The following is a 20,548-nucleotide window of genomic DNA, read 5'->3' on the forward strand; positions in this document are numbered from 1 at the left end:
CGAAAATGGCCAGTCCCGGCCCGCGTCCAGGCCTAGACTGGGCCCATGCAAACTTTCCTGATGCCCGCACACGTTCAATGCGAACAGGCCCGCCTGGCCCGCGACGCGCGCTTTGACGGCCTGTTCTATACCGCCGTGCGCAGTACCGGCATCTATTGCCGCCCGGTGTGCCCTGCCCCGCCGCCCAAGCCGGAGAACGTCAGCTATTACCCCAGCGCCGCGGCCGCCAGCGCCGCCGGCTACCGGCCGTGCCTGCGCTGCCGCCCCGAACTGTCCCCGGATGACGCCAACCTGCTGCAGGACCAGACCCTGCACCAGGCCTTGGCACTGCTCAACGAGGGCATCCTGCAGGAGCAACCGGCCACCGCCCTGGCCGACGCGATGGGGCTCAGCGCTCGCCAGCTGCAGCGCCTGTTCGTCGCCAGGCTGGGCGCCACACCTGCCCAGTTGCACACCACCCGCCGCCTGCTGCTGGCCAAACAGCTGCTGACGGAAACCGCCCTGCCGGTGACCCAGATCGCACTGGCCGCTGGCTTCAACAGCCTGCGCCGCTTCAACAGTGCCTTCCTCGAGGGCTGCGGCATGCCGCCCAGCGCGCTGCGCAAGCAGCACAGCGCGGTCGCCGGCGGCGAACCGGTGCTGCGCCTGGCCTACCGGCCGCCGCTGGATTTCAGCCTGATGCTGGGCTTCCTACGCCGGCGCTCGTTGCCAGGCATCGAATGCATCGATGACGACAGCTACCAGCGCGTGGTTGTGGCCAATGGCGTGGCCAGCCTGATCCGGGTTACCGCCGACCCCAAACGGCCGGAACTGCGCCTGCAACTGGGCACCACCGATCCGCGCGCCATCCCGGCCATCGTCGCCAAGGTGCGCCGCGTGTTCGACCTGGATGCCGACCTGCGCACCGTGCATGCCAGCCTGGCACAGGAGCCCCTGCTGGCCCGCGGCCTCGTCGAACGGCCCGGCCTGCGCATTCCCGGCGGCTGGGACGGATTCGAAGTTGCCGCGCGCGCCGTGCTTGGCCAGCAGGTCAGTGTTGCTGCCGCCACCACGCTGGCGCGCCGCCTGGTTGACCGTTTTGGCGAACACCTGGCGGGCATGCCCGAAGGCCTGGACCGGCAGTTCCCGGCCCCCGCCACGCTGGTCGAGGCCCCACTGGAAAGCATCGGCCTGCCACGTACGCGCGCCGCTACCCTGCGCGCCATCGCCCGCGCCTGCGCCGAAGACCGGCTGGACTTCAGCCGCGCGCAGACGCTGGAAAGTTTCGTGCAGAAGGCCACCGCCCTGCCCGGCATCGGCCCATGGACAGCGCATTACATGGCGCTGCGCGCGATGGGGCTGCCCGATGCCTTCCCCGCTGGCGACCTGGTGCTGCAGCAGGTACTGGGCGAAGGCCAGCGCCTGAGCGAGCGCGAGACCGAACGCCGTTCACAACTCTGGCGGCCATGGCGTGCCTACGCCGTGCTGCACCTATGGCACCTGGCAGTGCCGACGGAAAAAAAGAATCCCAAGACTGCAACGGAGGCCAGCGCATGAACACCCTGTATTACGACCGCTTTGACAGCCCCATCGGCGCGCTGACCGTCGCCGTCGACGACGCGGGTGTCCGCCACATCCTGTTTGCCGAGAACCGCCACGACGCCAAGGGCCGCGAACACTGGCAGCGTGACCCGGATGCGGTGGCCGAACCGCGCCGGCAACTGCTGGAATACCTGCGCGGCGAACGCCAGGATTTCCAGCTTGAGCTGGCGCCGGTGGGCACCGACTTCCAGCTGGAGGTCTGGCACACGCTGGCGCAGATTCCGTTTGGCGCCACCTGGAGCTATCGACAGCTCGCCGAACAGATCGGCCGGCCCACCGCGACGCGTGCCGTAGGTGCCGCCAATGGCCGCAACCCGCTGCCCATCGTGCTGCCCTGCCATCGCGTGATCGGCAACAACGGCACGCTCACCGGCTTCGGCGGCGGGCTGCCAACCAAGGCGGCGCTGTTGAAACTGGAAGGCGTGCCCTGCGAAAACGAACGCGTGCCGGATCTGTTTGGCTGAGCCAGTCGGCCGCCCGGGTGCGCTTCGTCCGCCCGGGCTACAGGGTCGATCAGCCGGAGACAACATGCCGAAGGTTGTATTTGTACGGTCACCGGTGCGGCCTATCATTGCGGCATGACTTTCCTACGTATTTCGGCCAGCGCGCTGGCCTGCGCGTTGCTTGCCGCCTGCGCCAGCACGCCCTCCCCGGTCGCCGCACCGGCCGTTCCACCCACCGTGCTGATGATCTCCATCGACGGCCTGCGCGCGGACAAACTCAGCGAAGCGGACAGCCCCAACCTGATGCGGCTGGCCCGCGAGGGTGTGCGCAGCATCGGCATGCGCCCGTCCTACCCCGCGCTCACCTTCCCCAATCACTACACCCTGGTCACCGGCCTGCGTCCGGATCACCACGGTCTGGTCCACAACGCGATGAGCGCCGACGCCCTGGGCGAGTTCAAGGTCAGTGACCGCGCCGCCGTGCAGAACGCCGCATGGTGGGACGGCGGCGAACCGATCTGGGTCAGCGTGCGCAAGGCCGGCCTGAAAAGCGCCACCTGGTCCTGGCCCGGCAGTGAAGCGCCGGTGCGCGGCCTGCACGCCAACCAGTGGCGCATGTATGACGAAAGCGTGCCCTTGCCCGAGCGGATGACGCAGGTGCTGGCCTGGCTGCACGGCGAACCGGACGCGATCAAGCCGCGCTTCGTCGCCACCTACATGGAACAGGTCGACAAGGCCGGCCACGCTCACGGCCCCGATTCGGCCGAATACACCGCGGCATTGCAGCAGGTGGATGCGGCGGTGGGCCAGCTGATCGATGGCATGCGCCGCGATGGGTTGCTCGATGCCACCAATGTGATCGTGGTTTCCGATCACGGCATGGCAACGGTCAAACACGGCAACACGGTCGCCATCGAAGACATGGTGCCGGCCGACATCGCCAAGGTGGTATCGGTGGGGCAGTCGGTCAGTTTCGCGCCGCTGCCGGGCAAACAGGCCGACGCCGAGAAGGCATTGCTGGGCGAGCACGCGCACTACCAATGCTGGAACAAGGCGGCGTTGCCGGCACGCTGGCACTACGGCAGCAATCCGCGGATTCCGGCCATCGTCTGCCAGATGCAGGAAGGCTGGGATGCCATCACCCGCGACGGCATCGCCAAGCGCGCGCCCGGTGACCGCGGCTCACACGGCTACGACCCGGCGCTGCCGTCAATGCAGGCGGTGTTCGTGGCGCGCGGCCCGGCCTTTGCACAGGGCAAGCAACTCACCGCCTTCGACAATGTGGATGTCTACCCCTTACTTACCCGGCTGATCGGCATCCCGGCCCAACCCAACGATGGCGACGCGCAGGCCCTGCAACAGGCACTACGCGGCTCCAAGTAGGCGTCAAAGGGGCGTAGCCCGGGTAAGCGAAGCGCACCCGGGAACCCGCACCCGGCAAGCCCGCGCACCCGGATCAAGACACAAAAAAAAGCGGCGCAAAGCGCCGCTTTTTCGTAACCACTACCAGGCTGGGATCAGCCGGCCTTGGCGACGGTCTTCTTGGCTACAGCCTTCTTGGCGGCGGCCTTGGCGACGGTCTTCTTGGCAACCGGCGCAGCTGCGCCCACGGCCACCTTGCTCACGTGCGAACGCGAAATGCCATAACTGGCGTTGAAGCGCTTGCCCTTGGCGGTCTTACGGTCACCCTTACCCATGTCGTCAACTCCTTGGTTTGTAATCAGTTACCCCGTGCATGCACGGGTTTGGCCAGGCCGCTGCAAGCGCCCTCGCGCATGGACAGGAAGCCTACCATGCGCCCCTCAATGTGCGCAGCTTGCGTCATGTATATGAACGTGATTCAAGCGCAGATTGGCGATATGCGCCAAGCCCACCAGTACACCGCCCAGGGTCATCACCACCGCATGCGGCACGGCCGAATGGTGCAGCTCCGGGTGCAGTAAACCGGCCCACAGCAACAGCAAGCCCGGCACCAGCAACAGCAGGGCCATCATCGCGCGGTGGCGCAGATAGCCCCAGATAAGGCTGAAAAGACCCAGCACAGTGACAAAAATGACGATGCTGGCTTCCACCCCATCGCTCAGCCAGAACGACAGGCCCAGCGCCGGGGCGATGGCCAGCAGCGCCGGCAGCAGCGCGCAATGCACCGCGCAGATCAAGGATCCAGTCGCGCCAAAGCGATCGATGAATTTGCGTAATCCGGTGGGTGGCGTTGGCATGACTTCCAGCAGGGGCGACGGAACGTTATGGAATAATATAACATAATCATCCTCCCCGCCCGAACCGCTTGCGTCAGCCCTTTGCCGCTCGCGGTTCAGCCTGCAACCCAAGTGATACACAGTAACAGAGAGACCACCATGCCCCGTCCCGTCCGCACCCAGCACCACCTGCTGTTCCTCGCCCTTGTCGCCGCCCTGCCTGCCGTCGCCAGCGCCGCCGATGACGATGCCGGGCAGAGCCATCACCTGACCGAACTGACCGCCGTAAAGGTCACGGCCTCGCCGCTGCAGGGCTCGGCCGACTCGCTGGCGCGCCCGGTTGAAGTGCTGTCCGGCACGGATCTGGACGAACACAAATCCGGCACCCTGGGTGACACCGTGGCCAAGCTGCCCGGCGTGCAGAGCACCTTCTTCGGCCCCGGCGTGGGCCGGCCCATCATCCGCGGCCAGGAAGGCCCGCGTGTGGCGGTGGTCGCCAACGGCGTCGGCAACATGGATGCCTCCACCGTCAGTGCCGACCATGCCTCCAGCATCGAGCCGTTCCTGGCCGACCAGATCGAAGTGCTGAAGGGCCCGGCCACGCTGTTGTTCGGCAGCGGCGCGATTGGCGGCGCGGTCAACGTGGTCGATGGCCGCATTGCCAGCGAAGTACCGGACCGCCCGCTCAGTGGCCGTGCCGAACTGCGCGGCAATTCGGTGAACGAAGAACGCAGCGGCATGTTCCGGCTGGACGGAGTCAGCGGTGACAACCTGGTCCTGCACGTCGATGGCCTGATCCGCAACGGTGACGACTACCGCATCCCCGGCTATGCGATCGATCCGCACGCACTGGACGCCGATGGCCATGGCGACCATGACGCGGACAGTGACGAGCTCGGTCCCCGCGGCCGCCTGGACAACAGCTCGGTGCGCACCCGCGCCGGCGGCGTCGGCGCGACCTGGTTCGGCGAAAGCGGCTACCTCGGTGCCTCGCTGGGCACCTACCGCAGCAACTACGGCATCCCCAACGGCGCCCATGTGCACGCCGACGATGACCACGACCATGGCGATGATGACCATGACCACGCCGCCGAAGAAGAAGGTGGCGAACATGACGTGCGCATCGACATGGTGCAGAACCGCTTCGACCTGAAGGGCGGCCTGTACAACCCGACCTCCTTCCTGAAGAGCCTGACCCTGCGCGGCGGCTACACCGACTACGAGCACACCGAGCTGGAGGCCGGCACGCCCTCCACCCGCTTCACCAACAAGGGCTTTGAAGGCCGGCTGGAAGCCGTGCAGCAGCCGCTGGCCGGCTGGGACGGCGCGTTCGGCCTGCAGTTCGGCAGCAGCGACTTTGGTGCCATCGGCGAAGAGGCTTTCGTCCCCAGCACCACCACCGACACACTTGGTGCGTTCGTGCTGCAGGAAAAGCAGTTCGGCCCGTTCAAGCTGGAACTGGGCGCCCGCCATGACCGGGTCAAGCTGGACCCGGACGATGCACAGCGCAGCCGCAGCTTCGGCGCGACCAACCTGTCCGCGTCCGGCATCTGGGCCTTGAACGACACCTTCGATCTGCGCTTCGGCGTGGACGCCTCCGAGCGAGCACCGACCAACGAGGAGCTGTACGCCGCCGGCGCACATATCGCCACGCGCTCGCTGGAAATCGGCAACCCCAACATGGATACCGAGCGCGGTCAGCGCGTCGAGCTGGGCTTGCATGCGCACAACGAGCGCATCGATGTGCAGGCGGCGATCTACCAGACCAAGTTCAAGGACTTCATCTACCTGGCCGATACCGGCGTGGCCGAAGGCGGCCTGCCGGTACGCGCCTGGACCCAGAGCGACGCCACCTTCAAGGGCGCTGAAGCCGAGGCAACCTGGCACATGATCGAAGGCCTGTCCGGCGACTGGGACCTGCGCGTGTTCGGCGACTACGTGAAGGCCGAACTGGATGGCAGCGGCAGCCGCAACGTCGATATCGCCGTACCGCACGGTGATCACGCGCACAACTACAACGTCGAGCTGGCCAATGGCGGCTACCTGCCACGCATCGCACCTGCCCGCGTAGGCGCCGACCTGCACTGGTCGCTGGGCGGCTGGCGCGCCTCGCTGGGTGCAGTACGTTATGGCAGCCAGAAGGATGTCGCGCTCAATGAAGAACCCAGCGGCAGCTACACCCTGGTCGATGCCCACGTGGCGTATCGCTGGGATCGCAGCGGTGACAACAGCTACGAAGTGTTCCTGGACGGCAGCAACCTGACCAACCGCGAGGCACGCCCGCATACCTCGTTGTTGCGGGATTACTCGCCGCTGCCGGGCCGTGGTGTGGCATTCGGCATCCGCGCCTGGTTCTAAGCGCGATTAGCGCTATTGCCTTGACACTTCCGCTCCCAAATACGGGAGCGGAAGTGCGCTGACGGAACACGGCTTGTTGTTGCTGTTGCTCCTGCAGTTGCTGTTGCTGTTGCTTCTGCAGTTGCAGTTGCAGTTGCTGTTGCTGTTGCTTCTGCCTTTGCTTCTGCTTTTGCAGTTGCCCCGGCTGTTGCCCCGGCTTTCCCCTCTCCCGCCTGCGGGAGAGGGGTAGGAGTGAGGGCAAGCTGTTGCTGCTGCTCAAGCCGTTGCCGTTGCCGCCATTGCGACCATTCCAGAGCTGAGCACCACGAAAGCCACCGCAAGGTGGCTTTTGTTTTGTGCAAGCTCCAGCCTCTCAGCGCACCAAGCGCACTGGCCAGAGCCAAATCAAAGGCTCTCCCCCATCCGCCCTTCTGGCACCTTCCCCCGCAGGCGGGAGAAGGCAAAGCATCAACCGCCGTTCTTGCGCAATTACGTGCATATACACCTATACTCCGTTCATCGCCCCGCCGACACCGCCGATGGACGCCCACAGCCCCTGTACCTGCTTCCAACTGCGCCGCGCCGCGCGCCGCGTCTCCCAGGTCTACGACCGCCACCTGGCCGCCGCCGAGCTGAGCCTCAACGCCTATTCCATCCTGCGCCGCTCCAGCCAGCCGCGGCCGCTGGGTGAGCTGGCCGATGCGCTGGGCATGGACCGCACCACCCTGACCCGCAACCTCAAGCCATTGCTGGAAACAGGCCTGCTCAGCTCCGAACCGGGCGAAGATGCGCGCCGGCGTGAGCTGCACATCACCGCCAGCGGCAAGCGGCGCCTGCAGAAAGCATTCCCGCTCTGGCAACAAGCGCAGGAGGAAGTCGAGACGCTGTTCGGCAGCACCCGAATCACCGCGCTCAACCAGCAATTGGAAGCACTGAACCATGTGCTGGAACAGGGGCAGTACGCATGAACAACACATCCCCCACCCGCACGCCTTGGCTGCTCTTGCTGGCCGCGTCCAGCATCCTGATGGTGACCATGGGCGTGCGCCAGACCAGCGGCCTGCTGATCGATCCCATCCATGTTTCCACCGGGCTGGGCGTTGCCCAGATCAGTTTCTCGCTGGCGATCGGCCAGTTCGTCTGGGGCGCGGTGCAGCCCTTGTTCGGCGCGATAGCCGACAAGCGCGGTCCTTTGCCGGTGCTGGTCGGCGGCGGCCTGCTGCTCGCGCTTGGCCTGCTGGTGGCCCCGCTGCTGCCCGGCGCCTGGGGCTTGAATCTCAGCTTCGGACTGCTGTTGGCCGCCGGCGCCGGTGCGGGCAGTTTCTCGGTGCTGATCGGTGCTACCGCCTGGCGCATTCCGGCGCAGAAGCGCTCGATGGCGGCCGGCATCATCAACGCCGGCGGCTCGCTGGGGCAGTTTCTGTTCGCGCCGTTGGTGCAGCTGCTGCTCAGCGCTTTTGGCTGGATCAAGGCCGTATACGCGCTGGCCTTCATCGTGGTGCTGTCGTTGCCCTTGGCTTGGCCGCTGCGCAAGCGTGCGCCACGCAGCGACGGTGCGGCCGACGGCGAAGCCCTGCGCCCACAACTGCAGCGCGCGCTGCGCGACCGCAGCTATTGGTGCCTGCATCTGGGCTTCTTCACCTGCGGCGTGCATATCGCCTTCCTGGTCACCCACCTGCCCGGAGAAATCGCGCTGTGCGGCCTGTCGCCCAATGTGGCCTCGGTCTCGATCGCGCTGATCGGCCTGTTCAATGTCGCCGGCAGCCTGATCGTGGGCGCATTGGGTGAGCGCTTCCGCATGAAGTGGTTGCTGTTCTGGATGTACCTCAGCCGCGCGGTGCTGATTGCGGTCTATCTGGTCTCGCCGCCCACACCGATGACGTTCTATGTGTTCTCCGCCGCACTGGGCTTTACCTGGTTGGCTACGGTGCCGCCCACGGCTGGCCTGGTCGGCAAGTTGTTCGGGCCACGGCACATGGGCACGCTGTTCGGCCTGACCCTGCTCTCACACCAGATCGGTGCGTTCTTCGGCGCCTGGCTGGGCGGCGTGGCGCTGGAATACGGCGGCGATTTCAGCTGGATGTGGTACGCGGACATGGTCTTGGCGGTGGCCGCAGCCCTGGTCAACCTGCCAATCCGCGAGGCGCAGCTGCGCCCGCAGCCGGCCGCGAGCTGAACAAAAAGGGCGCCGCAACGCCGCATTAACGCTCTGTCTATTGAAACCGGACACTTTTGTCCGGATCATGGCGACATGACTTCCATCCGTTCCGACGCCGCCGCGCGTCGTGCATTGCTATTGGACGCGGCCGACGCCGTGTTCGGCGAGCACGGCATCACCGCCCCGCTTGACCTGGTGGTGGAACGTGCCGGCGTTGGCCGCGCCACCCTGTACCGCAACTTCCCCGACCGGACCGCACTGGTGGAGGCTCTGCTGCAGCGGACCGTGGAAACCATCGAGGCGCACCTACAGCAACTGGGCGAGCGCGATGACGCGCTGTTCGAGCTGATCGAGGGCATGGCGCGGCGTATCGTGCATTCGCCCGCGCTGGCCGATTACTGGCGCGCAGTAGACCGCGACGCCCCCGCCATCAAGGCCGCCCGTGAGCACATCCTCAACCTGTCGGCACCGGCTCTGCAGCGCGCGAAGGCCGCCGGCCTGTGCCGGCCGGACCTGGAATTGGCCGATATCTCGCTGATCTCCAGCATGTTGGGTGCTGCCCTGCGCGGGCGTACCGCAGAAGATCGCGCCGCCCTCGCACGGCGTGCGCTTGAATTGCTGCGCCCCGGCCTGTCCGCGCCGCTCGCAACGGACCGCAAATGAAGCCGCTCAAGCCCATCCCGGATTGGGAGGAGCACGAAAAGCCCGCCCTGCCCGGCTCGGCCTCGATGCCCTGGCACCCGCCGTACCGGCGCGCAGCCTATGCCGCGGTGGCGGTGCTGGTGGCCATCACCGGCGGCTTGGGCAACGCCCTGATCAGCGCCAACCTGCCCTTGATCACCGGACAGATGGGGCTGCAGGCCAGCGAGGCGAACTGGCTGGTTGCCGCCTATCTGATGGTCAATGTCAGTGCCAACCTGCTGGTGTTCAAGTTCCGCCAGGAGTACGGCATCCGTCTGTTCGCCGAGATCGGCCTGGGCACCTATGCGGCGCTGGCGGTGCTGCACCTGTTTGTCGGCACCACCACCACCACGTTGTTGGTGCGCGCGGGCAGCGGCTTTGCCGGTGCCGCCTGCACCACGCTGGGCACGCTGTACATGCTGCAGGCGTTGCCGCGCAAATATGTCGGCAACCTGCTGGTGATCGGCGTGGGTCTGTCGCAGTTGGCGGTGCCGCTGGCCTGGCTGTTGTCGCCCGGCCTGCTGGACCACGGCGAGTGGCAGAACCTGTACCTGTTCGAGGCAGGGCTTGCACTGTGTTCGTTCGCGGCGGTGGTGGTGCTCAAGCTGCCGCCCGGCATCCAGATCAAGGTATTCGAACGCAAGGACTTCCTCACCTTTGCCCTGCTCGCTCCCGGCCTGGCGCTGCTGGTGGTGGTGCTTAGCCAGGGCTACCTGCACTGGTGGTTCGATTCGCCATGGCTGGGCTGGGCACTGGCTGCGGCGGTGGTATTGATCACCGCCGGCCTGTGCATCGAACACCAGCGCCGCAACCCGCTGCTGCAGGTGCGCTGGCTGATGGGGCCGGTGATGCTGCGCTTCATCGTCGGTGCCTTCCTGATCCGCTTTCTCACCAACGAGCAGTCCTACGGGATGATCACGATGATGCGCACGCTGGGCATGGGGCCGGACCAGATGGCGCCCTTGTTCGGTGTGATCCTGGTCGGCGTGCTGGTCGGCATCGCCGCCAGCGCCTTGACCTTCGGGCCGAATGCGCTGATCCCGCAGTTGCTGGCCTCGATCATCCTGCTGGGCACGGCGGCCTTTCTCGACCAGCACCGCACCAGCATGGACCGGCCGATGGACTTCGCCCTCAGCCAGTTCTTCGCGGCGGTGGGCAGCGGCATGTTCATGGGGCCGCTGATGCTGATGGGCATCCGCCAGGCGATGGCACGTGGGCTGGACCACATCGTGTCCTTCATCGTGATTCTGTCGCTGACCCAGAGTTTCGGCAGCCTGGCCGGCTCGGCCCTGTTGAGCAGTTACCAGCTGCACCGCGAGCACATCTATTCGACGGCGCTGGTCAGCCAGCTCAACCCCGCCGATCCGCAGGTGGCGCGGCGCCTGCAGCTGCAACAACAAGCCTACGCCCGCGTCATCACCGACCCGGTACAACTCAAGGCGCAGGCCAGCGCCGCACTGGCGGCCAGCGCCAAACGCGAGGCCAATGTGCGCGCCTTCAACGATGTATTCGCCCTCAGCGGCTGGGTGGCGATCTGCTTCCTGACATGGCTGTTGCTGGAAGTGACGCTGCGCAACCCGCGTGTGAAACAGGTGTTCCGGCGTGACCGCGCCGGTACCCGGAACCAACGAGCAGAAACATGAGCAACAAGACCGAAAAGAGCGCTTCAACGCCGGCACCCGCAGCGGTGTCCAAGTACAACCGACCCAGCCGCACCAGCGTGGTGGTGATGATCATCGTCGCGCTGCTGGGGCTGACCGTGATCCTGCGCGCGTGGCAACTGTGGCCGTTCAACAGCAGCCACATGCACACCGACGATGCCTATGTGCGGGGCCAGGTGACGGTGCTGGCACCACAGGTCAATGGCTATGTCACCGAAGTGCTGGTCAGCGACTTCGACCATGTGAAACAGGGCCAGCCGCTGCTGCGCATCGACCAGCGCATCTACCAGCAGAAAGTGGACCAGGCCCAGGCTTCGCTGGACGACGCGCGCGCGCAGCTGGCCAACTCTGACCAGAGCCAGGCGCAGAACCGCGCGCAGATCAGTTCGGCGCGGGCCAACTATTCGGCCGAGCAGGCCGAGCAGCAGCGCAGCCGCACCGAGCTGCAGCGCTACGAACAATTGGCAGCGCAGCAGCTGGTGTCCAACAGCGACCGCGACAAACTGCGCTCCTCGGCGCAGGTAGCCACCGCCGGCGTCGCCCAGTCGCAGGCTGCCATCCATATCGCCGAGCAGACCCTCACCTCCACCCAGGTGGCGCGCAAGGGACTGGAAGCCAAGGTGGCCATGGCCGAAGCGGCGCTGGAGCTGGCCCGCATCGATCTGGACAACACCGTGATCAAGGCGCCGCGCGATGGCCAGGTATCCGAAGCGACCGTACGCCTGGGCCAGTACGTCACCGCCGGCAGCCAATTGCTGTTCCTGGTGCCGGACACGCTGTGGGTGGTGGCCAACTTCAAGGAAGGCCAGACCTGGAACATGGCCATCGGCCAGCCGGCGACCTTCAGCGTGGATGCCTTCCAGGGCAAGAAGCTGACCGGCCGCATCGAGCAGATCGCCCCGGCTACCGGTTCGGAGTTCTCGGTGCTCAAGCCCGACAACGCCAGCGGCAATTTCACCAAGGTGGTACAGCGCCTGCCGATCCGCATCGCCATCGACCCGGATCAGCCGCTGGCCGCCCGCCTGCGCCCAGGCATGTCGGTGGTGGTGGAAGTGGATACGGCAGCAACCCCCGCGCCAGCGCAGCGGCGATAGGCGGTAGGCGGTAGTGCCGAGCCATGCTCGGCAAAGGCTTTCCCGGCGAACGCGCACAAGCAGCACAACCCAAAGCACCCCTCCCCAACCCTCCCCTTCGCTACGCGAAAGGGAGGGAGCGTAGTGCCGAGCCATGCTCGGCAGAGGCTTTCCCGGCGAACGCGCACAAGCAGCACAAACCAAAGCACCCCTCCCCAACCCTCCCCTTTGCTACGCGAAAGGGAGGGGGTGAAAACCGTAGTGCCGAGCCATGCTCGGCAGGGGCTTTCCCAATGAACCCTGCCAACCACCCGCGCACCCATCGCCGTAAAAGCCCGCCACGCGACGCAAGAACGGGCCAGAAACAACTGTATCCAAGCGAACCCCGCTTCAAAACGGACCGCGCCGTCCTTCAACACAACGGTAAGCACTAAAGCGCTAGGCTGTACCCCTGTCTCCAGCCGGGCGAACCCTCGATGAAAATGATTCTGGCCGCGTCCATCCTGGCCGCGCTCACGGCCCCCGCCGCCAACGCAGCCGACACGCTGTACTCCGGCGGCCCGATCATCACCGTCGATGACAAGCAGCCCAGCGCTGAAGCCATCGTGGTCCGTGATGGCCGCATCGCCTTTGTCGGCACCCGCACGGCGGCGCGCCGCTTCAGCCCGCAGGCGCAGCAGGTTGATCTGCAGGGCCACACGCTGACGCCGGGTTTCATCGACGCGCACGGCCATGTTTCCGGGGTTGGCCTGCAGGCGTTGTCCGCCAACCTTCTGCCCGCGCCCGATGGCGAAGGCAATTCGATCCCCGCGCTGCAGAAGATCATGCGCGAGTTCCGCGCACACCCGACCACGCCCGAGGGCTACAAGGTGTTGATCGGTTTCGGCTACGACGATTCGCAGTTGGCCGAACAGCGGCACCCGACCCGCCAGGATCTGGATGCCATCGCCACCGATATCCCGGTCATCCTGATGCACCAGTCCGGCCATCTCGGCGCCTACAACAGCAAGGCGCTGGAGTTGGCCGGCATCACCGCCGACACGCCCAATCCGCCGGGCGGGGTGATCCGCCGCGAAGCCGACGGCAAGACCCCCGATGGCGTGCTGGAAGAAAGCGCGCACAGCATGGCCCTGGCCAAGCTGATGCCGGCCATGACCGCCGAGCAGTCGCTGGCCATGCTCGAAGCCGGGCAGGCCTTGTACATGAAATACGGCTACACCACCGCCCAGGACGGCAGGAGCGACGCGGGCACTTTGCAACTGCTGCCACTGGCGGCCCAAGGCGGCCGTTTGAAGATCGATGTTGTGGCCTACCCCGATATTGAAGTGGCGCTGCACAACCCGGCCATGCAGGGGCCGTTCTACGGCCTGAACTACACCGAGCACTACCGCATCGGCGGGGTGAAGATCAGCCTGGACGGTTCGCCACAGGGCAAGACCGCATGGCTCACCAAGCCGTATTACAAAGTGCCCGAGGGCGAGAAGCCTGACTATGCCGGCTACCCCGCCTTTCCGGACGCCAAGGTCGACGACCTGGTCACGCAAGCCTGGGGCCATGGCTGGCAGCTGCTGGCGCACGCCAACGGCGACGCCGCCATCGACCAGCTGATCCACGCCGTTGCCACCGCCGAAGCGAAATACCCGGACAAGCATCTGGTGCCGGTGCTGATCCACGGCCAGACCCTGCGCAAGGACCAGGTCGGCGAACTGCGCCAGCTGGGCATCTTCCCGTCGTTGTTCCCGATGCACACCTATTACTGGGGCGATTGGCACCGCGACTCGGTGCTGGGGCCGGAACGCGCCGAAAACATCTCGCCCACGCAATGGGTACTGGACGCCGGCATGGTGTTCACCTCGCACCACGATGCGCCGGTGGTATTCCCCGATTCGATGCGGGTGCTGGACGCAACGGTCAACCGCGTGACCCGCAGCGGCCGTGTGCTCGGTCCGGACCAGCGCGTGTCACCGGAAATCGCACTGAAATCCATTACCTTGTGGGCGGCGCGGCAGTATGGCGAGGAGAGCAGCAAGGGCTCGATCGAAGTCGGCAAGCGCGCAGATCTGGCGGTGTTGTCGGACAACCCGCTAAGCATCGAACGCAGCCAACTGCACACCATCAAGGTGCTGCAGACGATCAAGGATGGCGAAGTGGTTTACGAGGCAAAGCCGAAGCCGTAAAGACGCTATGTGATTGGCGTGAACACTGCCGCGCCAATTTCCCACCTTGTGGGAGCGGCACAAGCCACGACGACAACCGAAGCCGATAGCGCATTGAACCCGCCGAGGTAAATCGCGGTGGTTCAGGCCTATCGGCTTCGCGGCTCACGCCGCTCCTACAAAGAGCGCAGCGCCGCAAAGATCCTGCATTTGTAGGAGCGGCGTAAGCCGCGAAGCCATCACGACAATCGAAACCGATAGCGCATTGAGCTAGCCGAGGTAGTGCCGGTGGTTCAGGCCTACAGGTTCACACACCTGCCCTACCCTCACCCCAACCCCTCTCCCGGCGGGAGAGGGGCTTCAAGCTTCAAGCTTCAGCCTAGGCTTTGAGCTTCAGCCTGCGCAGTTCGCGCACAGGCCATGCACTTCCAGCGTCTGCGCCTGCGGCTTGAAGCCCAGCTCCTTGGCGCGAGCCTCCAGCTGACGGACGATGTCGCGGTCCTCCAGCTCCACCGCGCTATGGCAGCGGTCGCAGATCAGGAAGGGCACCGAGTGCTGGTTGCTGCTGGGGTGATGGCAGGCGACAAACGAGTTGACCGAAGCCAACTTGTGCACGAAGCCATTGGCCATCAGGAAATCCAGCGCGCGGTAGACGGTGGGCGGGGCATCGGCGCCCACGCCCTTGCCTTCGCGCACCCACTCCAGCAATTCGTAAGCCTTGACCGGCTTGCCCGCCTCGGCGATGAGGCGCAGCACGTTGGCGCGGATCGGCGTCAGCCGCAGACCGCGCTCACGGCACACCCGCTCGACCACCGCAACAAAATCCGCCGCGTCTTCAACGTGGTGGTGCGGGGCGGTACAGGAGTGTGCATCGGTCATGGCTACCTCGTCGGAATCAGGCCGTTGGGATCTTGATGAGTGCGGCGTCGATGCGTTTCAAGGCCTCGTCGCGGCCGGCCAGGTACACGGTATGGGAAATGTCAGGGCTCACCTGGGTGCCGGTGATGGCCACGCGCAGCGGCTGGGCGATCTTGCCCATGCCGATTTCCAACTGCGCGGCCACGTCGTGCAGCGCCGCCGACACGCCTTCGGCAGTCCATTCAGCCGCGGCCAGCAGCTCACGGGCCTTGCCCAGCGGAACCTCGGCGCCGGCCTTGAAATGCTTGGCCACCGCGGCTTCGTCGTACTCGTTCAGCGGGGTGTACCAGACCACTGCCTTCTCGGCCATTTCCTTCAGGGTCTGCACGCGCTCGCGCAGGGCGATGACCACGTCCACCGGTGCCGGGCCCTTGGCCAGGTCCAGGCCCAGCTTTTCCAGCTGGTAGACCAGGTGTGGCGCAATGGATTCGGGCGTCTCGGTCTTCAGGAAGTGCTGGTTGACCCAGCCCAGCTTGGCCATGTCCAGGCGCGCGGCCTTGGAGTTGCAGTTGGTGACGTCGAACAGGTCGATCAGTTCCTGCCGTGTGAAGATCTCCTGGTCGCCGTGCGACCAGCCCAGCCGGGCCAGGTAGCTCAGCAGCGCCTCGGGCAGGTAACCGGCGTCCTTGTATTGCATGACATCGGCCGCGCCGGTGCGCTTGGACAGCTTGGCGCCCTGCTCGTCCAGGATCATCGGCATATGGCCGAACTTCGGCACCGGTGCACCGATGGCCTGGTACAGGTTGATCTGGCGCGGGGTGTTGTTGATGTGGTCATCACCGCGGATGACCTCATTGATGTTCATGTCCCAATCGTCGACCACCACCGCGAAATTGTAGGTGGGGTAGCCATCCGGACGGAAGATGACCATGTCATCCAGCTCGCTGTTGGCGATTTCGATGTTGCCCTTGATCAGGTCATCGAACAGCACGGTGCCGTCGAGCGGGTTCTTGAAGCGGATGACGCGGTTCGGGTCGTCCTTGTACGGCAGCTTGAGCTCGCGGGCGGCGCCGTTGTAACGCGGCTTCTCCTGCTTGGCCATGGCGGCCTCGCGCATGGCGTCCAGCTCTTCCTTGGTCTCGTAGGCGTAGTAGGCCTTGCCGTCGGCGATCAGCTGCTCGGCCACTTCCTTGTAACGGGCGACGCGGTCGGTCTGGTAGATCGGACCTTCGTCATAGCCCAGCCCCAGCCAATCCATCGCCTCGAGGATGGCATCGATGGCAGCCTGGGTTGAGCGCTCGCGGTCGGTATCTTCAATGCGCAGCACGAACTCACCGCCACGGTGGCGCGCCTCCAACCAGCAGTACAGCGCGGTGCGGGCGCCACCAATATGCAGGTAGCCGGTGGGACTGGGGGCAAAGCGGGTACGGACGGTCATGACGGGCGCAGAAGTGGGAATCGGGGCATTTTACCTCTTCCCCCGCATTGACGTAGCTGAGGGGCTTTTAACGCGGCCCCGCAAGCGGTTATTGGCTTTTTTGTTGAAGACGATCATGGGCTGAACGGCGGAGCGGAAGATCAAAAGCTCCCCTCATCCGCCCCTTCGGGGCACCTTCTCCCGCTTGCGGGAGAAGGGAACAAAAGCCCGCGATCTGCAGCTACCAGCCCTTGTCCCACCTGCGGGAGAAGGGAGCAACAGCCCGCGACCTGCAGCTACCAGCCCTTGTCCCGCCTGCGGGAGAAGGGAGCAACATCCCGCGACCTGCAGCTGTAAGTCTTTCTCCCGCCTGCGGGAGAAGGGAGCAAAACCCCGCGACCTGCAGCTGTAAGCCTCTCTCCCGCCTGCGGGGCGAGAAGAGGCGCTTGCGAACCACTGGTTCGCGACTCTTAGAGCGCCCTCGCGGCGACGCGAGGGCCGGGGCGCGGAGCGGGGTTGGGGTGAGGGCAGCTCTGCCTCTGCCTCTGGCTTTGGCTTTGGCTTTGGCTTTAGCTTTAGCTTTGGCCGTTGCAGTCGCCCTCGCTCCGGCTTTTGATTCACCGGGCCCCCTTCCGCAGCGACGGAGCTGGCAGACAAAACCCCGCATGGGGCGACGCACAGGGATGTGCGTCGTTTTTCGACGAGACAGGGATGTCTCGTCGAAAAATCCTGCCAGCGCAGTGGACCCGCGCTGCGTAGCGGCGTGGGCGCGGAGGCAGGGTGTGCTTTCTTTTGGTTACTTCTTCTTTGCACAAGCAAAGAAAAGTGACTCGCTCCCCGCAGGGGAGTGAAAGCTCTTTCTCTTGCTCTTGCTCTTGCTCTTGCAACTGCTGTACATAAGAGACTAGAGCGCCAGCAACAGCTAGAGCCAAAGCTCCCCTCATCCGCCCTTCGGGCACCTTCTCCCGCAGGCGGGAGAAGGGCTACATCCGCCTTAGCTTGTTGTGCCCCAAAAGCAGAAGGGCCGCAATGCGGCCCTTCCTTCAAGCAAACCCAGCTAACTCACTTCTCCAACAACGGTTTACGCGGGAAACGCTCCTCGCGCATCGCAGCGTTGTAGACAAACGACGCCACAATCGCCGCCGCCTGCTTCAGATCCTCCGCCTCGGCGTGGTCCCAGGTGTCCAGATGGCTGTGATGCACATTGCTGAAGTAGTCCAGACGATCCTGCACGAACTGGAAGCCCGGCAGACCTACCCGGTCATAACTGATGTGGTCCGTGCTGCCGGTGTTACGCGAGACCACCGTTGTCGCACCCACATCATTGAACGGCTTCAACCATGCCTCGAAGATCGGCATCGCCGCCATGTTTTCCTGCGCATAGATGCCACGGAACCGGCCCGAACCATTGTCCATGTTGAAATAGACCTGGAACTTGTCGTAATCACGCATTTTCTGCAGCGGACCGGTCGGCTCGCGCAGCGACGCCGGCAACGCCTTCTGCGCCGGATCGGTCGGCTCCGGGTAACGCGCAAAATGCTGCGCCACATAGGCCTGTGAACCGATCAGCCCCTGCTCCTCACCGCTCCACAGACCCACGCGGATGGTGCGCTTGGGCTTGGCACCCACCGCCTTGAGGATGCGCATCGCCTCCATCATCACCGCCACGCCCGCGGCGTTGTCGGCCGCACCGGTGCCGGTGTGCCAGGAATCCATATGCGCGCCAAGCATCACGATCTCGTCGGCCTTGCTGCTGCCACGGATCTCGGCCAGCGTGTTGTGGCCTGGCTGGTTGGTGTCATCGGTAAAGCGCGCATCCACGTTGACCCGCAACGTCACCGTCTGCTTGTCCTTGAGCGCACGCACCAGTGGATTGAAGTGCTCGGCAATCATCGCCAATTCGGGAATGCCCACCGACTCACCGGCCTTGCGCGAACCACCACCGGCCACACGGATGATGCCGTTATCCCAACCGCTGATGCTGATCGCCGCCAACGCACCTTCATCGATGAAGAACGCATTGACCGCCTTGGTCAGCTCCTGGCGCTCGTTGAAATCCTTCAAGCGCTTTGCTCGGTCTTCCTCGGCCGTCTTGGGGATGGTGAAGGTCTGCAGGCCTTCCAGCGAAGTGGCGTCGTGACGGTGCGAGTCAGACTCGGTGCCACGCTTGTATTCGCGCGCATCACCCAGCAGCAGGATCTTGCCGCGCAGCTTGCCCTTGTATTTTTCAAGGTCGGCCAGCTTCTTGATGTCGACCTGGATCAGTTCACCTTCGACCGGACCGTTGGTGCCCGGCGTCCACGCCTTGGGAAGTGCGTGCAGCGGCTGAACGCGCTGGCCGAGCATCTCGACGCTGGCCGAGGTGAACTCCCAACCGCGACCGAAGTCCTCGAAGGCCTCGTCGTGCACATTGACCAGGCCCCACTCGTTGAACTTGCCGCGGGTCCAGGTATTGGCCTGGGCCATGGCCGGCGAATTGGTCAGGCGCGGACCGATGGTCTCGGTCAGATGACTGAAGGTATCCATCACCTGCGAACGATGGAAAGCTTCCTGGCGGATCTTGCCCACCATGTCCAGATCCACCTGCTCGGCCGACTGCGCCGTGGCGCTCACCGCCACGCCCATGCACAACGCCAACAAACCCCGCTTGATCATGCTTCCCCCGGCCTCAGGCCCAATGACGACAAAGCACCGAGTCTAGCCAGCAGACCGCCCCTGCCGAGCCGGCCAATGGTCATGGTTGACCGCAAATGACCTGTTCAATCCGCGACGGTCACCACTGCATGCGCAAGCGCGGGCCGCAGCTGGCTTTGCCAATCACGGTCATTGGCCACCTGTGCGTACCTGCGACTGGCCTCGAAGGCCGCAAAATCCAGCGTCGCATAGGCCCACAACTGGCCGTTACCGGTTTGCGTGAGCACGCCATGGGCAGGGAAAACCACATCCATCGGCGCATAGACAGCGGCCTCGCCGGCGTTTCCGTCCAGCGCAGGGTCCCACTGTGCCAGCCCCACAGTCACCGCCTGCGCCACGAACATGCGGTTCTCCAGCGCGCGTGCCAGACAACCGACGCGCACACGCATGGCGCCGGCAGCGGTATCGGTGCAGCTGGGCACGATCAACAGCCGCGCCCCGGCTTCGTACTGCCGCCGCACCGGCAACGGAAACTCGCTGTCGTAGCAGATCGCCACAGCAACGCGGATGCCATCTATCTCGAAGACCTTAAGCGTATCGCCGGGCACGATGAGGCCGGTACTTTTTTCGAAACCGGTCAGCTGCAGTTTGTCCTGCCATAGCTGCTCGCCCTGCGGCGTCAGCCAATCGCAGCGATTGCGGTATCGGCCATTGTCGCCAGCGAGCAGGAAACTTCCGGCCACGATATGCATGTCCAGTTCCCGCGCCAGCCGTGAGAACAGTTCCAGCCAGCGCTGCCGGTACGGCTGGATGGCCGCCAGCGATGCGGCCAGATCCCGGAACACCGACCGGCCACCGCTGGCCGCCAGTTCCAGCGAGAGGTATTCCGGCAGCACCGCGATGCGCGCGCCCGCCGCGGCCGCCTCAGCCAGCACCTGCGCTTGGCGGACAGCAAAATCTTCAAAACTCGCAGGCGAACCCACGGGATATCGGGCAACGGCGATTTTCATGCAACAGCCTCCACACCAGGGGTCCAGAATGTAAACGGATGCACGGCAGGTCACCACCCACTCATTGCAGTTCAACTGGGTGCTTAAGGCTGATTGTCGCAGCAAGTGAGTGCGTCGGAAGGCCGCACCTGCGTTGGATGGCATGGCTGCAGCCATGCTTGATACCGCGCTGGTTGAGAGAGGCATGTTTTTAACACTGGCATGTACAGGTGCGCGATGTCTTCGAGACTTGGCGGCAATTACTGATCAGACAGCGCGATCATGGTGAGTGCTGAGTGCTTGTGCGGATTCCAGAGCTTATGGGGAGTGACTTACGTGCTCGGCTTCTCCGGCGCCGCCCC

General features: G+C 65.0%; 16 protein-coding genes. 10 read left to right on the top strand and 6 right to left on the bottom strand.

What is annotated here, in order from left to right:
* Positions 1 to 45: 45 nt before the first annotated feature.
* The 3 genes from BCV67_RS03560 to BCV67_RS03570 all read left to right on the top strand — a co-directional run bounded on the left by BCV67_RS03560 (position 46) and on the right by BCV67_RS03570 (position 3,407).
* Complete coding sequence (locus tag BCV67_RS03560; RefSeq protein WP_062166505.1) at positions 46 to 1,536, top strand: DNA-3-methyladenine glycosylase 2 family protein; 1,491 nt, start codon at positions 46 to 48, stop codon at positions 1,534 to 1,536.
* On the top strand, positions 1,533 to 2,045 hold the full coding sequence (locus BCV67_RS03565; RefSeq protein ID WP_062166506.1) for a methylated-DNA--[protein]-cysteine S-methyltransferase: 513 nt from the start codon (positions 1,533 to 1,535) through the stop codon (positions 2,043 to 2,045). The genes BCV67_RS03560 and BCV67_RS03565 overlap by 4 nt, the downstream gene beginning before the upstream one ends.
* A gap of 114 nt (positions 2,046 to 2,159) precedes the next feature.
* Entirely contained in the window at positions 2,160 to 3,407 is a 1,248-nt protein-coding gene (locus BCV67_RS03570; RefSeq protein ID WP_062166507.1) for an ectonucleotide pyrophosphatase/phosphodiesterase, read from the top strand.
* 134 nt (positions 3,408 to 3,541) lie between these two features.
* On the opposite strand, the gene BCV67_RS03575 is transcribed toward BCV67_RS03570, so the two are convergent.
* Both BCV67_RS03575 and BCV67_RS03580 read right to left on the bottom strand, forming a co-directional pair.
* Positions 3,542 to 3,721: a 30S ribosomal protein THX gene (locus BCV67_RS03575; RefSeq protein ID WP_057630568.1), complete on the bottom strand. Its 180-nt coding sequence runs from the start codon at positions 3,719 to 3,721 to the stop codon at positions 3,542 to 3,544.
* A 105-nt stretch (positions 3,722 to 3,826) separates the two neighbouring features.
* Positions 3,827 to 4,243, bottom strand: a complete 417-nt coding sequence (locus BCV67_RS03580) for a MerC domain-containing protein (protein WP_062166508.1) — start codon at positions 4,241 to 4,243, stop codon at positions 3,827 to 3,829.
* Between the two features lie 138 nt (positions 4,244 to 4,381).
* Between BCV67_RS03580 and BCV67_RS03585 the strand changes: the two genes are divergently transcribed.
* From BCV67_RS03585 to BCV67_RS03615, 7 genes are all read left to right on the top strand, one after another.
* Positions 4,382 to 6,580, top strand: coding sequence for a TonB-dependent receptor (locus BCV67_RS03585; RefSeq protein WP_062166509.1), 2,199 nt, complete (start codon positions 4,382 to 4,384; stop codon positions 6,578 to 6,580).
* 518 nt (positions 6,581 to 7,098) lie between these two features.
* Positions 7,099 to 7,527 carry a MarR family winged helix-turn-helix transcriptional regulator gene (locus BCV67_RS03590; RefSeq protein ID WP_062166510.1) on the top strand — a complete coding sequence of 143 codons (429 nt, stop codon included), beginning with the start codon at positions 7,099 to 7,101 and terminating at the stop codon, positions 7,525 to 7,527.
* Positions 7,524 to 8,735, top strand: coding sequence for an MFS transporter (locus tag BCV67_RS03595; protein ID WP_062166511.1), 1,212 nt, complete (start codon positions 7,524 to 7,526; stop codon positions 8,733 to 8,735). The genes BCV67_RS03590 and BCV67_RS03595 overlap by 4 nt, the downstream gene beginning before the upstream one ends.
* Before the next feature lie 75 nt (positions 8,736 to 8,810).
* Positions 8,811 to 9,380, top strand: coding sequence for a TetR/AcrR family transcriptional regulator (locus BCV67_RS03600; protein WP_062166512.1), 570 nt, complete (start codon positions 8,811 to 8,813; stop codon positions 9,378 to 9,380).
* On the top strand, positions 9,377 to 11,041 hold the full coding sequence (locus BCV67_RS03605) for an MFS transporter (protein ID WP_062166513.1): 1,665 nt from the start codon (positions 9,377 to 9,379) through the stop codon (positions 11,039 to 11,041). Before BCV67_RS03600 ends, BCV67_RS03605 begins: the two co-directional genes overlap by 4 nt.
* The gene (locus BCV67_RS03610; protein WP_062166514.1) at positions 11,038 to 12,153 is read left to right on the top strand and encodes an HlyD family secretion protein; all 1,116 of its coding nucleotides are present in this window, start codon (positions 11,038 to 11,040) and stop codon (positions 12,151 to 12,153) included. The genes BCV67_RS03605 and BCV67_RS03610 overlap by 4 nt, the downstream gene beginning before the upstream one ends.
* Positions 12,154 to 12,608: 455 nt before the next feature.
* On the top strand, positions 12,609 to 14,309 hold the full coding sequence (locus tag BCV67_RS03615; protein WP_062166515.1) for an amidohydrolase: 1,701 nt from the start codon (positions 12,609 to 12,611) through the stop codon (positions 14,307 to 14,309).
* A gap of 372 nt (positions 14,310 to 14,681) precedes the next feature.
* Here BCV67_RS03615 and BCV67_RS03620 read toward each other — a convergent pair whose 3' ends face one another.
* From BCV67_RS03620 to BCV67_RS03635, 4 genes are all read right to left on the bottom strand, one after another.
* Entirely contained in the window at positions 14,682 to 15,167 is a 486-nt protein-coding gene (locus tag BCV67_RS03620) for a Fur family transcriptional regulator (protein WP_062166516.1), read from the bottom strand.
* Between the two features lie 16 nt (positions 15,168 to 15,183).
* Positions 15,184 to 16,584: a glutamate--tRNA ligase gene (gene gltX / locus BCV67_RS03625; RefSeq protein WP_062166517.1), complete on the bottom strand. Its 1,401-nt coding sequence runs from the start codon at positions 16,582 to 16,584 to the stop codon at positions 15,184 to 15,186.
* 1,041 nt (positions 16,585 to 17,625) lie between these two features.
* Positions 17,626 to 19,218 (bottom strand): M20/M25/M40 family metallo-hydrolase, encoded by a 1,593-nt coding sequence (locus BCV67_RS03630; RefSeq protein ID WP_062166518.1) that lies wholly within the window; start codon positions 19,216 to 19,218, stop codon positions 17,626 to 17,628.
* Between the two features lie 104 nt (positions 19,219 to 19,322).
* Entirely contained in the window at positions 19,323 to 20,207 is an 885-nt protein-coding gene (locus BCV67_RS03635; protein ID WP_062166519.1) for a carbon-nitrogen hydrolase family protein, read from the bottom strand.
* Positions 20,208 to 20,548: the final 341 nt, after the last annotated feature.

This window comes from Stenotrophomonas nitritireducens, assembly GCF_001700965.1.
Lineage (GTDB): Bacteria > Pseudomonadota > Gammaproteobacteria > Xanthomonadales > Xanthomonadaceae > Stenotrophomonas > Stenotrophomonas nitritireducens_A.

Bases quoted from the DNA above. Each gene is read 5' to 3' on its own strand.
- BCV67_RS03560 (WP_062166505.1), top strand. From the start codon at position 46: ATGCAAACTTTCCTGATGCCCGCACACGTTCAATGCGAACAGGCCCGC.
- BCV67_RS03565 (WP_062166506.1), top strand. From the start codon at position 1,533: ATGAACACCCTGTATTACGACCGCTTTGACAGCCCCATCGGCGCGCTG.
- BCV67_RS03570 (WP_062166507.1), top strand. From the start codon at position 2,160: ATGACTTTCCTACGTATTTCGGCCAGCGCGCTGGCCTGCGCGTTGCTT.
- BCV67_RS03575 (WP_057630568.1), bottom strand. From the start codon at position 3,721: ATGGGTAAGGGTGACCGTAAGACCGCCAAGGGCAAGCGCTTCAACGCC.
- BCV67_RS03580 (WP_062166508.1), bottom strand. From the start codon at position 4,243: ATGCCAACGCCACCCACCGGATTACGCAAATTCATCGATCGCTTTGGC.
- BCV67_RS03585 (WP_062166509.1), top strand. From the start codon at position 4,382: ATGCCCCGTCCCGTCCGCACCCAGCACCACCTGCTGTTCCTCGCCCTT.
- BCV67_RS03590 (WP_062166510.1), top strand. From the start codon at position 7,099: ATGGACGCCCACAGCCCCTGTACCTGCTTCCAACTGCGCCGCGCCGCG.
- BCV67_RS03595 (WP_062166511.1), top strand. From the start codon at position 7,524: ATGAACAACACATCCCCCACCCGCACGCCTTGGCTGCTCTTGCTGGCC.
- BCV67_RS03600 (WP_062166512.1), top strand. From the start codon at position 8,811: ATGACTTCCATCCGTTCCGACGCCGCCGCGCGTCGTGCATTGCTATTG.
- BCV67_RS03605 (WP_062166513.1), top strand. From the start codon at position 9,377: ATGAAGCCGCTCAAGCCCATCCCGGATTGGGAGGAGCACGAAAAGCCC.
- BCV67_RS03610 (WP_062166514.1), top strand. From the start codon at position 11,038: ATGAGCAACAAGACCGAAAAGAGCGCTTCAACGCCGGCACCCGCAGCG.
- BCV67_RS03615 (WP_062166515.1), top strand. From the start codon at position 12,609: ATGAAAATGATTCTGGCCGCGTCCATCCTGGCCGCGCTCACGGCCCCC.
- BCV67_RS03620 (WP_062166516.1), bottom strand. From the start codon at position 15,167: ATGACCGATGCACACTCCTGTACCGCCCCGCACCACCACGTTGAAGAC.
- gltX (WP_062166517.1), bottom strand. From the start codon at position 16,584: ATGACCGTCCGTACCCGCTTTGCCCCCAGTCCCACCGGCTACCTGCAT.
- BCV67_RS03630 (WP_062166518.1), bottom strand. From the start codon at position 19,218: ATGATCAAGCGGGGTTTGTTGGCGTTGTGCATGGGCGTGGCGGTGAGC.
- BCV67_RS03635 (WP_062166519.1), bottom strand. From the start codon at position 20,207: ATGAAAATCGCCGTTGCCCGATATCCCGTGGGTTCGCCTGCGAGTTTT.